Below are 14,526 nucleotides of genomic sequence, written 5' to 3' on the forward strand. Positions count from 1 at the left end.
CCTATGAATATAGTATATGTAATAAACTCCATGAGTAAGTCGAGTGGAGGACCTGCCTGTACGACTTTGTTGACATTGCAGGGGATGAGGAGTCTGGGGATAGATGTTAAGGTATTAACTAACGAAGTTCGGTCGGGAGAGGAACCGGTTTCAAAAGAATCTTTTATTCATTATGTAAAGCTTCCTTATTTTTACAACAGGCGCTTTGGATACTCTTCTGCATTTGCTAAAGCTCTGAAAGAAATTTCGAAGGCTGATATTTATCATATTCAGGGAATATGGCAATACCAGGGGTATATAACTGCCAAGTTTGCTTTAGAAAAGCATAATCCGTATGTGGTTACCTTACATGGAGCATTGCATCCGGAAGCTTTACGTTATTCCTCTTTGATAAAAAAAACAGCATTGTCTTTTTTTCAACGTAAGCAATTACAAGGAGCTGCCTGTGTGCATGTTACTTGCATGGAGGAAATGGAACATTACCGTTCATTAGGTTTTACCAATCCGGTTGCTGTAATACCAAATCCGATAGAATGTGGTGAGCCTGTCGAATCCTTTTTTGAAGATGATGTAAAAAGAGTCGGTTATTTGGGACGTATTCAACCGTATAAGCGAGTAGACCGGCTGATTGAAATATGGAAGAAGTTGAATGAACCGGGAGAGTTGATCATTATGGGGGATGGAGATTCGAAGTATGTTTCAGAGATCCGTGCGAAAGCGAGTGAATTGGAATTGAATAAAGTACGTTTCACAGGTTGGGTAAGTGGTATTGAAAAACAACGTTTTTTGGCATCGTTAACTTGCCTCGTAGTACCAAGTGATTTCGAAAATTTCGGAGTGATCATTCCCGAAGCCTTACTGCAATATGTACCTGTTATCGCATCAACAGCAGCTCCCTGGGAAGATCTCAACAGCTATAAATGTGGCTGGTGGGTCGATAACGATTCGGAGACATTGACAAATATCCTTCGGGAAGCCTTATTGTTAGATAAAGAAACTTTATACAATATGGGTAAACGGGGACGACAATTAGTACTTGATAAATATGCAGTAAGTGTTGTCTCAGAACAGATGAGTCAATTGTATAATTGGCTGAGCGGTAATTCGGGGAAACCGGATTTTGTGTTTGAATAATAAAATAACATACTGAAAAGTGGCAATTTCTTTCTTAAAAGAATCCGATAAGTTTTCCTGGCATGATAGAATAAGAAAGATAAGAAACATGCCGTTAACCGATTTGATTGATATTGGTATTGAACGGCTTAAACAGATTCTAAATCTTGACTTGTATAGGTATTGTAAATGGGAAGGTAGAGTCTATATACATCGTAGAGTCTGTTTTAATGTCGCCTCTAATACGCTTTCATTTGGAAAAGCAGGTAAACTATATATTTTCCCGTGGGGAAAGGATGGACATCGTTTTTCCCAATTGGTGTTGCATCGTTATTCTCAATGTATTATACATGATTATTTGTATTGTAATTCCGGAGTCAGCATTGTCGTGGCGGCTAATGCCCGCCTGGTGATAAAAGAAGCTCTCATGAACAATAATGCCCGCATCTATTGTAGTAAGCATATCGAGATAGGCGAGGAAGTTCTTATTGGAGATAATGTAAGTATCAGGGATACAGATAATCACCGGATTTATTATGAAGGCCACGTACAAGAGGTCAGTAGTCCGGTCATTATCGAGGATCATGTATGGATCGGCATAAACAGCACAATACTTAAAGGAGTCAGGATTGGAAAAGGAGCAATTGTAGCCGCAGGCTCTGTGGTTACTAAAGACGTACCAGCCGGATGCCTGGCAGGAGGAATGCCTGCAAAGGTTTTGAAACAGAATGTTTCGTGGGAATTTTAAAGGAAAAATATACGTGTAATTAAAACTCAAATATTGTATGAATAAAACTGAATTAGCAAAAGAAATCGCATCTCGTATGTCTACTACTGTTACCGAATCTTTACGGTTTCTGAACATAATGAATGAAGTGATAAGTGATACGATTCTGAAGGATGAAACCGTAATGTTACAAAACTTCGGCCGATATGTTCCCTGGAAGCAGGTAGAGCGTCCAGGACGTAATCTGCGTACAGGTGTCGATTGTATGATTGGCAAGCGGGTAAGCGTGAAGTTTAAGCCGGGAAAAGGGTTGATAGAAAAATTGAATTCACAATAGTCATCAAGTATAAGTATGAAAAGTTATAAAGTGCTTTTAAGTGTATGCTTCATTGCCTGTTTGTTGTCTGCCTGCGGTTCGGTGAAAGATATTACTTACCTGCAAGGGGAAGGATTATTAAAGAAAACTGCGATTGCGGATACATTCGATTTGAAAATACAAAAGGATGATTTATTGGATATAGTGGTAAGTTGTATTGAACCGGAATTGCTTCGACCTTTTATTCAACAATATAGTGGTGGAGGCGGTTACGGAGGAAATTACAGCGGGAGCTATGATGGGAATTATACAGGGAATGTTGGATATAATCGTGGATATCTGGTAGAAATAGATGGAACGATCAATTACCCGTTACTGGGTAAAATAAAAGTTTCCGGACTAACCCGAAGGGAAGTGATCGACCTGATCGAGGGACGATTGAAAAAAGAAGGTTATATTGCAGATCCTATCGTAACAGTTCGTTTTCTGAATTTTCGCATATCTGTTTTAGGTGAAGTCAGCCGTCCCGGTACCTATAATATATCTTCGGAACGGATCACCTTGCTCGAAGCATTGAGTATAGCCGGCGATCTGACGATACACGGACGGCGCGACCGCGTAGCCGTGATCCGTGAAATAGATGGCGAACGCATTATCCTTTATCACGATCTCCGCTCGATGGATGTCTTCCAGTCGCCCAACTATTATCTGAAACAAAATGACATGATCTATGTGGAGCCAAACCGCGTCAAGGCTGAGACCAGTAAACAAAACCAATTCACGAATGTAGGGACATGGATGTCTATTATCTCTTTCCTTGCATCGATGAGTGTACTGATTTTTAAATAAAAAAACATGAAAGAACAAACACCTTATACCGAGAAACTGGATGTAAGCGGGGAGTTTAATATTCGTACTATTTTGGATGTTCTTTTTTCGAAATGGTATTGGTTTGTTATCTCTGTATTGTTTTGTATGGTGGGGGCTTATGTGTATTTGCAAACAGTTCCGACTGTTTATAAAAGGCAAGCTGTCGTCCTGTTGAAAAAACAATCCAATACGGAAGATGCATTTATAGAAAAGCAACTGTTCAACCAGAATTATGACGTAAATAATGAAATACAGGTTTTCAAGTCGCGTTCATTGATGGTAGAAGTTGTACGTCGGTTGTCGCTCAATCGGGAATACTCTTTGAAGCAAGGCTTAAGAAAGAAAATACTCTATAAAGAGTCGCCGATCTGGGTAGAATTTCCGGATTCAACTCTCTCGTTGCCTGTTTCTTTTACAATTATACCAATTTCAGCAGATACCTATCAATTGACAGATTTACCGAATTACGAAGATCGGGTAACGGAGGAACAGTTCGGTCAGGTGGTGCAAACCCCTGTTGGGAAGATCATTGTAAATCAATCAATGGCATTTGATGAAACCTATCAGGGCATATCGATTCAGATTACTTGTATAACAGAGGAGGCGGCTATTGCTTCTTGTCTGGGAAGGCTCGATGTCGAACTGGCAGAAAGAGAAGCGACCCTTATTGCTTTGAAATATCAGGATACGGAACCGGATCGTGCAGATACTATTCTGAATACCTTGATCGATGTGTACAATGATGAAGCTATACGTGATAAAAATCTGATCATCCGGAATACCGGAATGTTTATTGATGAACGCCTTGCTATTATCAACTGCGAATTAGGAGGAGTGGACAGTGACATAGAAAACTTCAAAAAAAGAAATCAACTGGTCGATCTTAATTCAGAGGCTGGACTTTTTGTTAGTGACCGTAGCCGGTATGAACAGGAGGAAATAGAGTTGGCCGGTCAAAAAGAGTTAACCCGGTTAATTCAGGAATATCTTCGGGATCCGATGAAAGAAGGGAATTTGCTTCCGGCTAACAGTGGTATTATGGATACCGGTGTGGAGGATTTGATAGCTGAATACAATGCTCTCTTATTGGTGAAAAATAAATTAAAAGACAGAGGGAGCCATAGTCCGGTAGTTCAGGAAAAAGAAGCCGATCTGAAAGCCTTGCGTGTAACTATCCTGAAAGTGTTGGATAATCTTCAGCATGCTATTTCACGTAAGTTGTCTGATGTACGTAACCGGTTGTCACAAGTAGATAACCGCATTGCAACAGTCCCTACACAAGAAAAATATGTCTTGACGGTAGAAAGGCAGCAAAAGATCAAAGAGGAACTTTATTTGTATTTGCTAAATAAGAGGGAAGAAAATGCTTTGAGTATAGCAACTACTAATAGTAATATTCGTGTAATTGACCGGGCTTATGGAACAGGGGTTGCCGGAACGAATAAAGTTGTTATTTTGTTAGTGGCTTTTCTAATGGGCCTGGCTATTCCCAGCTTGATTTTTTATCTGCAACCGATGCTCGATGTAACAGTCCGGGGGCGTAAGGATATCACTGAAAATCTGACTATTCCATTTTTGGGAGAGATTCCGTATCGTCATAGAAAAAAACAAGGGACAGATACTGCAAGACATGGGCATGACGGAGTTTCGGAGGCATTCCGTATCGTTCGTACGAATATCGACTTTATGTTGAATAAGGACAAAGGAGCCCAGGTAATAATGTTGACCTCTTCGAATCCCGGTGCCGGTAAATCGTTCATCTCTCTAAACTTGGCTATTTCGTTGTCGCAGACAGGAAAACGAGTGATTCTGTTGGAAATGGATATCCGCAAAGGTTCGGTAAGAGAGCCGGGCGAGAGTGTTTTACCTGGTATTACCAACTATTTAGCCGGAAGGACAGAGGATCTTGATCAATTGATCCACCCTTATAAAAATAATAACGATTTTGATGTAATTACTTCCGGACCAATTCCCCCGAATCCCTCCGAACTATTACTGACTTCACGTTTGGATTTATTGGTTAACAGTTTGAAAGATTATTACGATTATATCTTGATCGATACGGTCCCTTATGGCTTGGTAGCTGATGCCCAAATAATCAGCCGTGTTGCAGATTTATGTATTTACGTGATCCGGGAAGGTTTTATGGACCGTAGGCAACTGTCTGAAGTTGAGATATTATATACAAGTGGGAAATTGTCGGGAATGTCAGTTCTGTTGAATGGCGTACGCAACAAACATGCCGGATACGGATATGGCTACGGGTACTATGGATATGGATATTACGGATATGGTTATGCATCTGATTTTAATTCTAAATAAATAATAAATTGATTTGGTTATGAAAACTCTATGTTGTTTAATGTTTCTTTTTTGTTTGAGTACATTATCGGTATTAGCCCAGGTAGAACAAGCTCCTCCTGGAAATACAAGTATGAATGAACAGGATACACTTGCTGAAAATAAGGAACGTTATTGGACTGTTTCTTTGTCCGGAGGTGCTACCTTGTATCAGGCGGAATGGGATCGTGATATGAAGAAGGTGGATTATATTACTCCTTATGGAAAATTATCTGTTGCCCGTTGGTTTTCTCCTGTGTGGGGGCTTCGTTTGCAGTTGGATGGAGGTAAGTTTAAAAACGGTGCCGTAAAACTTAGAGAAGCCGGTTCCGGAGGTAAGTTTTATTTTGCCGATGGATATGTTGAGTTTATAACGAATGTTCTGAATTGGGGCAAGGAGAAAAATTCAAATCGCCCGGTATCTGCGTATTTATATACAGGAATAGGAGGTGCCTGGACACCTGCGCGAAACGATTATTCCGCACAGTTTTCACCAGCATTTATACTTGGAGGACAGATCAACTTCCGTCTAAACGATATTTGGAGTGTCGCTGTAGAATGGGATGGTACGATCGTAAAAGATAAATTCAACAGTCATCTTGGTGGGCGTAAATGTGAAGGCTATATGGGGGTGACTGCAGGTTTGGTCTATCGTTTTTCACAAAAATAATCGGATGAAAGTAAAAACATATCTTATTAATCAAAAAGAATCTGTCGATCGCAGGAATACCATGTTGGCCGAGTTGATAAAGTATCCATGCATGGATGTAGAAATAGTGGAAGGCATAAATGGTAAAAGATTATCCCCTGAATACGTAAAGACTAATTTTGATGTTTTAAAGTTCGTTTACCGGAATAGACGCACTCCGAAACGTGGTGAAATTGGTTGTATATTAAGTCATCGGGAGTGTTATAAAAGATTGTTGGATTCTGATGAAGATTATGCGTTGATATTGGAAGATGATATCGTCTTTTTTTATCCCGAAAAAGTAGAGCTCTTAATTAGAGAGACGACAGGAAAATTGAAAAAAAACTCTCCTCACGTCATCTCTTTTGCAACACATAATATCTATTATACCGGAAAGGTTTATGATATTGATGATTTTTCTTTTCATAAACTCTGGGATGCTTATGGTGCCTGTGCTTATCTGATCAATAGAAAGGCTGCGGAGAAATTATTGAAAATCTCGCGCTATTCTATTGTTGCCGATGATTTTACTTTTATGAAAAAGATAGGAATATTAATAGAAGGCATCTATCCTACATTTATTACAGGATTATCGAATATCGATATGCCGACAGAAATACAGACAGATCATACTGATTTTATTCGCTTATGGGATTTGCCGTTGTGGTATCAGTTTAAGCATTGTTGGGCAAGACTTTATTGTAAACTGTTGTTGTCAGTAAAAATCTTTTCTTATAGGGAGTATTCGGAAGGTTCTAATTAATTCCGGAGTTTATCTTAATTAAATATTAATTCAAATGAACAAATTATATCTGACCTTATTGATTGTAACCTTCTGTGTTACAGATTTATTTGCAGAATCAATAAAAAGTAAAGGAAGTGATTCGCCAATTTTTACTGTTGCTATAATTTCCGACCTTCATAACCAGCAAGAGCTTATCAGTGGGAATGTTGAGAATGTGCGTTTGCGGGGAACCGTTATTAATACGATAGAAAAAATCAAGAACGAAGAGAATATAGACTTGCTTGTTATGAATGGCGATTATACCAGTGATGCATCCATATCGGAAGAAAACTGGAAAAGAGTTCGAGAATTGATGCATACTGCATCTTTAGGGGCTTTTCAGGACAATGCAAAGAACAAGCCGGTAATTTATATTAATGGAAATCATGATTATGAAGTCGGGAAAGATGTTTGGCAGGGAGAGGGTTCGGCTAGCTTCAATGCAGGTGATTATTATTCATTTCCGATGAAAACCAATGTTGGCGAATTGAGTGAAAACGATTGTTTTTATGAAAAGACCGCAGATGAGAAATATGATCTATTAGCAGCATTTCATTATATAATTAATGGTTTCGATTTTGTCTGTCTAAATACAGGTAAGTTTTCATATAAGAGTGCCGTAGATTACCAGTATTCGATAGAATCGGTAACATGGTGTAAGAATAAGCTGGAGGAGATTTGCAAGGATGATCCGAATAAAACGGTATTTTTTATGGCTCATTTCCCTTTTCCCGATTCCAAAAGTATTCACAGTTATGGCAATAAAGGGTTGAAGCCTGTAGAATCAACCGCTTTGTTGAAATCGACTCTTGCTAAATATAAGAATCTGATTTACATTTACGGACATGACCATGGGGGAGATAATGCATATATACGGACAGAAACAGCCCAGCGGGTCACTGAATATGATTCGAACGGTAACTGGTATGTAGAAGCCGGTCAGAATGAATCGGGTACTTTATTTTGCATTAAAGATATATGTGATAAATATTTAGGTTATGGTGATTATAATCTTAATCTGCTGGAGAATGAAAATATATGTACCATTTCTTCCTCTTCCGTAAATGGTCTGTTTAATATAAAAGTAAATGATGGAGTTAATCCTAATCTCTATTTTAGTGCAGGATCTAAGACTTTTTCAGTTAATCGTGAGGCAAAAGATTTATTCTTGTATGAAATCGTTTCTACTGATAACGGAGAGTCGAAAGCTATGCAAGTATCTTCTGTCGAAGATGGAAAACAATACCTGATCGTTTTTAAAGACAATGAAGATTATTATGCTCTGACAAATGAGACTAATGGAATAAGCGGAGCCGACCATCGTTTGAAATCTGTTAGCCTATCGGTTAATGGAGTGGAAGCTACTTATTCCGATATAAATCCGGACGATGATTATTCAGCTATCTGGTCGGTAAGTAGTAAGGAACACGGAATTAAAAGTTTTTGTTCTTCATTCGCGGGATCGATGCGCTATTATGGCAGTTCGATCGATGATTATGCTAGTATTCGCGATTCCCGTCTCATTCAAGCTCTGCTGATATATGTCTACACAGATCGTGTCGTTTTACAAATGAAGAACTATGGCGAATCAGGTCTGTTAAATGGAATCTCAATTGCAGCGGTACCGACTCCGTTTATAAGTGAACGGACAGTAAGTAATACAGGAATCAAATATGAGTTCTACATTGCATCGGAGAATGAGGGAGAGGGAACAGTGATAAGTTCTCATGAAACCGGATACTTAAAAGAAAATACCGATATAACTGTAACGGCTAAGGCCAAAGATGGATTTATATTTGAAAAATGGACGGACAACCAGGGAAATTTACTATCGACGGAAAACCCGTATACATTCAGCTTGACTGGTGATACGGCTCTCTATGCCAAATTTAAGAAAGTCGAAATCCCGCAATCTGTTTATTATGATTTTGTACTCATTCCCCCGACCGAAATAGTTGGTTCGGTAAGTAGTCTACCAGGCCCGGGACGTTTGGAAGAACGGACCAAGATCTCTCTAACTGCGACTCCCAATAGTGGATTTGTTTTTGAAAAATGGGTTAATGGAAACAACATGACTCTTTCAATGCAGAATCCGTATAGGTTCAGTTTGACCAGAGATATGATTATCTATGCTGTATTTAAAGAAAATCAGAATCCCGGGCCTGTTTATTATGATTTTACCGTTATTCCTCCGACAGAAGCCGTCGGTTCGGTAATTAGCGAACCGAGAGCGGGACGTTTGGCTGAACGAACGGCAATAACTGTAACGGCTATCCCTAAAGACGGATTTGTTTTTGAGAAGTGGACAAATGGATCAAATATACTCCTTTCAACTGAAAATCCGTATATATTTAATTTGGATGAAACGAATACGGTCGTTTACGCCAACTTCAAAAGTTCGGAAATAGGTACAGATGTGGAGGATATCCGTGTGGAATTTCCGACAGTATATGTCAGGGATCATATACTTTATGTCGAGAATATTTGTGCCGGATCGAAAATTATCGTCACGGATCTTACCGGACGTATTGTCAGTATGAATGAATCGAAAGATGGTTATATCCGTATACCTTTAACGGAAAAACAAATATATATTGTAAAGGTCACTTATCTGAAGTCTGACTCGATTTTTAAAGTAATCGGATAAAATACTTTCTATTGACTTATGAACTTCATGAAGAGCTCATTTTTCTCGGGAAAGAAGAAAGGGACAGATACCGGCATGCCTTTGGGAGAACGGAAACGGGTTGTCATTGTAAATAAATACGGTGCGCGGCACCCGTCTGCAACCGGCTATCCGGTGAGGAGGTTAGCGGATTATTTGTTTGCTGAAGGTGTCGATATAGTAGTTGTATCCATTCATGTCGACTATAAGGGTAAGATGCCTGGCAAAGACGATGTTTTGCCTTATCGTACGATCGAGCTTCGGAGATTGTATAACGGAACGAATAAGCCGCTTCGTTTAGTCGTAAACCTAATCGACGGTTTCCGGCTGATGCTACGTTCCATGCTTTTATCGCGCCATGATCTGAAGATTGTGATGACTGATCCTTCTTTGTTGAATGCCTGGGCGATTTTGCTGCGTCCGCTCTACCGTAGTCGGTTAGTATTCTGGACAATGGATTTATATCCGGAAGCTTTTGCTTCGGCAGGGCTGGTCGCTAAGAATAATTGGATGTATCGCTTATTATTGACTTTTGTTTATAGTCGTATTCCCGACTTTCTGATTGCTTTGGGTAAACAACAGTACCAATATCTGTGCAGACAGTACGGATGCGATTCTATCCCACATATTATTCTTCCCTGTGGAATTTACGAAAACGGACCTTCGGAAATTCCTTCCTGGCGTATGGAAAATGAGGATAAGATAATCTTTTGCTATGCCGGGAATATAGGGGAAGCTCATAATGCAGCTTTCCTGTTAGAGTTGATAGCTCAACTGGATTTAGAAAAACATTTGATTTTACTTCGTTTATATGGTTGTAAAGCTGATTCCGTACTGGATACTGTGCGTAATAAAGAAGGCATTCTTATCCTTGATTATTTACCGCAGGACGAAATGCAGTATGTGGATGTGAATGTGGCGTCTTTACTCTCTGCCTGGAACCATGTATGTGTTCCATCGAAAGTGGTCAGTGCGATCTGTGCCGGTACGCCGGTTTTATATAATGCCAATGAAGAATCGGAAGGAGCCTGTATGTTTCCGGAGGCGGTCTGGTTGATTCCGGATGGAAATAATATGTCGGTATCCATCCGGCAGTTTTTAAATCGGCTGCCTGAAGAAACGATTCATGAAAAGAAAGTAGCAGCCAGGATGTATGCTGCTGAATTGATAAGGCAAGAGTCTGAAAATCAATTACACCTATTACAATTAATAAAATGAGGAACAGAGAAGTAAGATTACTGTCGGTTTTTGGGGCCATAGTGTTCTGTGTATCCCTTGCCGTAGGAGAGATATATCTTCGGGAAGTATGGGGCTTTTGCGATTCGGTTTTAATGCAGGCTGATCCCGATTTTGAATATATAGCACAACCTGACCAGGTACGTAGCCGCTTTAAGAAACGTATCGTATATAATAACTACTCTCAACGGAGTGCTCCGGTAGATTCTACGGCATTCATTATCCTGGGGTTGGGCGATTCGGTAATAAACGGGGGGACGCTGACGGATCATGATAGTTTGGCAACAACACTATTGAGCCAGAATTTAAAAATAGACAATTCTTCGGTTCAGGTATTGAATATCTCAGCGGGAAGTTGGGGCCCCGATAATTGTATGGCTTATCTGGAACGTTACGGGACGTTTGGCGCTTCAATAGCTTTTTTGATTTGTAGTTCTCATGATGTAAGTGACATAATGGATTTTAAGACCGTTGTGGATGTTCGTTCCTCTATTTCATCTGAACAGTATTGTTCGGCCTGGATTGAACTGTTCGATCGTTACATGTGGTCACGGTTAAAAGATAATATCATAGTTTTTCTTTATCATCAAAAGGTTAAAAGAATATCCGAAATTCATAAGTCGGGTATAGGATTTAATCCAGGGTTTGAGAAGCTGGCTACTTATTTTAAAGAACGGAAAATCCCTTTTCTGATCTTGTTGCATGCCGAAGTAAGCGAGCAGAAACGAGGCTGCTATAATGAGGAAGGCGAAGCTATTATTTCATTTTGTAAAGATCACGGAATTACGTTTAAAACAGATTTGGGCGTATTTACCGATTCTGATTATCGTGACAATATTCATTTGAATGAAGCGGGACAACATCATTTATATGAAGTGATGAAAGATTATCTGCTGGCAGTGGCTGATACTGCTTCTTATAGCAAGGTTTATTTTTGAATGCCAGTATATTAAAAGAGAAATGGAGATAATTATGAAGCCTGATACCGATTGTGATAAAGAAATTAAAATCGATTTATCGCTGTATAGAAACAAGTTGGGGGTAAGAAATAAAATTGGCCGTGCTGTCTGGAACATGGTTTATTTAGTGGCTTTCCGACCGTTCGGTTTTACCTTTTTCAATTCCTGGCGCTTGTTTGTACTTCGTTGTTTCGGAGCCCGGCTGCATCCTAAAGCACATGTCTATTCTTCGGCAAAGATCTGGGCACCATGGAATCTGGAAATGGGAGCCTATTCTTGCCTGGCATCGCATGTGGATTGCTATAATACGGCCTTGGTAAAGATAGGAGCGCATTCGACTGTTTCTCAAAAGAGCTATCTATGTACTTCATCCCATAATGTGACCGATACTTCCCATTCGTTGATCACCGCTCCGGTTCTGATAGAAGATCAGGTATGGGTAGCTGCGGACTCGTTTGTCGGTATGGGGGTGACGATCGGGCAGGGAGCGGTAGTGGGTGCTCGTGCCTGTGTGTTTAAAGATGTAGCTTGCTGGACGATTGTCGGAGGAAATCCAGCAAGGGTATTAAAAAAACGAATTATAGAAACAGGTTCGGTTTGTATAGAATAATTGTTATTGAAATCCGATTTTTGCGACTATGAATATTTTGTTTTATTATAGCTATCCGATAAATCCGGAGAATGGAGGAACTGAACGTGTTACGGATTCGGTGGCCAGTTACTTGAAATCTCGCGGATATATTGTTTATTACTTGATCCGTGAAAGACCGGAAGGACCGCCGGTAAATACTGGTATTCAGACTTATTATTTACCCGATCCCACCCGAAATGACTCTCAGGCAAATATACTGTATCTGGATCAGTTATTAGAGCGATTGCGTATTGATATACTGATGAATCAGGGTGGTTGGAATGATGAGATGTATTTATGTAACCACAAAGTATTAAAAGCGGATGTAAAGATTATTTCTTCTATCCATTTTTCTGTCGATTCCGGTTTCAAATGTTTTAGAGAATTGCATAAGTCAGGGTATTCATGGAATAAGCCGCTTTTAAGCATAAAGACATTCTTTCTGTGTATACGGTTGCCATATTTGAAAAGGTGTATCTATAAACAAAAAATAGCAAGGATGAATTTTTCATATCGGCATACTGATGTTGTCGTCATGTTATCTCTGAAATATGTCAGAGAGTTTGAGGAGTTGATCGGGATTCCTCATTCGGACAAAATAGTAGCTATACCTAATCCTCTTACCTTTAATGGTGTAGAGGTGAGGAGTATGCAGCAGAAGGAAAATTGCATATTGTTTGTCGGACGACTTTTTTATCAGGATAAAAGAGTAGATCGTTTATTGCGTGTTTGGCATAAAATACAGCATAAGCTTCCGAATTGGCGATTAGAGCTGGTAGGAGACGGGAAAGAAAGAAGCGATTTGGAATGTCTGGCAAAAAGGCTGGAGCTTAGAAATGTTTTTTTTCATGGTTATCGATCTCCGTTGCCCTATTATGCCAAAGCTAAAATTCTCTCGCTGGTATCTAATTATGAGGGATTTAATATGTCTATATTGGAAGGTATGCAGAATGGATGTATCCCTGTCGTTTTTTCCAGTTATGCGGCTGTTACGGACGTGATAGCAGATGAAGAAAATGGCTTTTTGGTAGATCCTTTCGACCTGGATGCATATGCCGATAAATTATATAAGCTGGCTTCTACGCCTGCTCTGTTGGAGAAAATGCAACCATTTGCCGTCGAAACTGTCAGGAGGTACAGTATCGATAGAATCGGGCATAAATGGACCGAATTATTTCAATCATTATCTAATAAATAGTAAAACTTTTACATGGATATAAAAATATCGATTATTATTCCGGTATATAATGTTGCATCATATCTGGAAGACTGCCTGTTTTCGTGTATTAATCAAACATTCCGGGATATAGAAATTATTGTTGTAAATGATGGTGCTACGGATGAATCTCCTCAGATCATTGAAAAATATGCATCTGCGGATGAACGAATAGTAGTCGTAAATAAGAAAAATGAAGGATTGATCTATGCTCGGAAATCAGGATTGGATATTGCTAGGGGAGAATATGTTTTTCATTTGGATGGCGATGATTACCTTGAAAACGATGCTATGGAACTCCTCTACAAGGAGGCGCTAAAAAGAAATTCAGATTGCGTGATGGCAGGCTTTTTCCGGATACAGGGTGATAAAAAGCAGGAATATCGTTGGGATAGACAAATGGAAAGTTTGTCTAAACAGAAATTACTGGCTTTCATAATCGATATGGGGATATGGCCGATTTGGGGTAAGTTGATACGAAAATCATTGTTTGACGGAGTTGTTTACAGGAATATTTTTATTGGCGAAGATCTTTATTTCAATATGCAGATCGTTTTGCAAATGAAGGATTTCGTAATACTGGATAATTGTTTGTATAATTATGTCTGGAATAAAAATTCTGTAACAGGGAAAATAGATGAGAAGACTTTCTATTTGCGTATAGAGATGCAAGAAGCAATATGGTCTCTTCTCGATCTATATCCTTATGAGCAGCGAATAAGAAAGCAAATATATGGTTTGTTTCTCCCAGATTTGCTAGAAGCCATAAAGGATAATACCGACAGCACGGAAATAAAAAGGGTTTTGAGGTTTTATTACTGGAGTAACGAAGAAGTCAGAGCTATTTTATGGAAAGATAAAAAGCTCTTTTATTTTTTATGCGGAGGATATATATGTGCTCCTTATCTGACGAGTATTGTAGCCAGGTTCGGCTATAAAATAAAGGCATTGATAAGGACTATTAATAAATGATATGAACTT

General features: G+C 39.3%; 13 protein-coding genes. All 13 read left to right on the plus strand.

Features of this window, described 5'->3' with window-relative positions; genetic code table 11:
- Window positions 1-3 precede the first annotated feature (3 nt).
- The 13 genes from QZ076_RS09110 to QZ076_RS09170 all read left to right on the plus strand — a co-directional run bounded on the left by QZ076_RS09110 (window position 4) and on the right by QZ076_RS09170 (window position 14,517).
- Window positions 4-1,134, plus strand: coding sequence for a glycosyltransferase (locus QZ076_RS09110; protein WP_293712643.1), 1,131 nt, complete (start codon window positions 4-6; stop codon window positions 1,132-1,134).
- An 88-nt stretch (window positions 1,135-1,222) separates the two neighbouring features.
- The gene (locus QZ076_RS09115; RefSeq protein WP_293712645.1) at window positions 1,223-1,861 is read left to right on the plus strand and encodes an acyltransferase; all 639 of its coding nucleotides are present in this window, start codon (window positions 1,223-1,225) and stop codon (window positions 1,859-1,861) included.
- Window positions 1,862-1,898: 37 nt separating this feature from the next.
- A complete protein-coding gene (locus QZ076_RS09120; RefSeq protein ID WP_293712647.1) occupies window positions 1,899-2,177 on the plus strand; it encodes an HU family DNA-binding protein in 279 nt (92 codons plus the stop codon).
- Between the two features lie 15 nt (window positions 2,178-2,192).
- Window positions 2,193-3,005, plus strand: coding sequence for a polysaccharide biosynthesis/export family protein (locus QZ076_RS09125; protein WP_293712649.1), 813 nt, complete (start codon window positions 2,193-2,195; stop codon window positions 3,003-3,005).
- 6 nt (window positions 3,006-3,011) lie between these two features.
- Window positions 3,012-5,348, plus strand: coding sequence for a tyrosine-protein kinase (locus tag QZ076_RS09130; protein ID WP_293712652.1), 2,337 nt, complete (start codon window positions 3,012-3,014; stop codon window positions 5,346-5,348).
- Window positions 5,349-5,367: 19 nt separating this feature from the next.
- A complete protein-coding gene (locus tag QZ076_RS09135) occupies window positions 5,368-6,036 on the plus strand; it encodes a hypothetical protein (RefSeq protein WP_293712654.1) in 669 nt (222 codons plus the stop codon).
- 4 nt (window positions 6,037-6,040) lie between these two features.
- Complete coding sequence (locus QZ076_RS09140; protein WP_293712656.1) at window positions 6,041-6,817, plus strand: glycosyltransferase family 25 protein; 777 nt, start codon at window positions 6,041-6,043, stop codon at window positions 6,815-6,817.
- Window positions 6,818-6,851: 34 nt separating this feature from the next.
- Entirely contained in the window at window positions 6,852-9,485 is a 2,634-nt protein-coding gene (locus tag QZ076_RS09145) for a metallophosphoesterase (RefSeq protein ID WP_293712658.1), read from the plus strand.
- A 27-nt stretch (window positions 9,486-9,512) separates the two neighbouring features.
- Window positions 9,513-10,721, plus strand: coding sequence for a hypothetical protein (locus tag QZ076_RS09150; protein WP_293712660.1), 1,209 nt, complete (start codon window positions 9,513-9,515; stop codon window positions 10,719-10,721).
- Window positions 10,718-11,677, plus strand: coding sequence for a hypothetical protein (locus QZ076_RS09155; RefSeq protein WP_293712662.1), 960 nt, complete (start codon window positions 10,718-10,720; stop codon window positions 11,675-11,677). The genes QZ076_RS09150 and QZ076_RS09155 overlap by 4 nt, the downstream gene beginning before the upstream one ends.
- Window positions 11,678-11,699: 22 nt before the next feature.
- A complete protein-coding gene (locus QZ076_RS09160) occupies window positions 11,700-12,308 on the plus strand; it encodes a putative colanic acid biosynthesis acetyltransferase (protein ID WP_293712663.1) in 609 nt (202 codons plus the stop codon).
- A gap of 28 nt (window positions 12,309-12,336) precedes the next feature.
- Window positions 12,337-13,527, plus strand: coding sequence for a glycosyltransferase (locus QZ076_RS09165; RefSeq protein WP_293712665.1), 1,191 nt, complete (start codon window positions 12,337-12,339; stop codon window positions 13,525-13,527).
- A 12-nt stretch (window positions 13,528-13,539) separates the two neighbouring features.
- The gene (locus QZ076_RS09170) at window positions 13,540-14,517 is read left to right on the plus strand and encodes a glycosyltransferase family 2 protein (RefSeq protein ID WP_293712667.1); all 978 of its coding nucleotides are present in this window, start codon (window positions 13,540-13,542) and stop codon (window positions 14,515-14,517) included.
- Window positions 14,518-14,526: the final 9 nt, after the last annotated feature.

It is taken from the genome of uncultured Parabacteroides sp. (genome assembly GCF_905196875.1).
GTDB lineage: Bacteria > Bacteroidota > Bacteroidia > Bacteroidales > Tannerellaceae > Parabacteroides.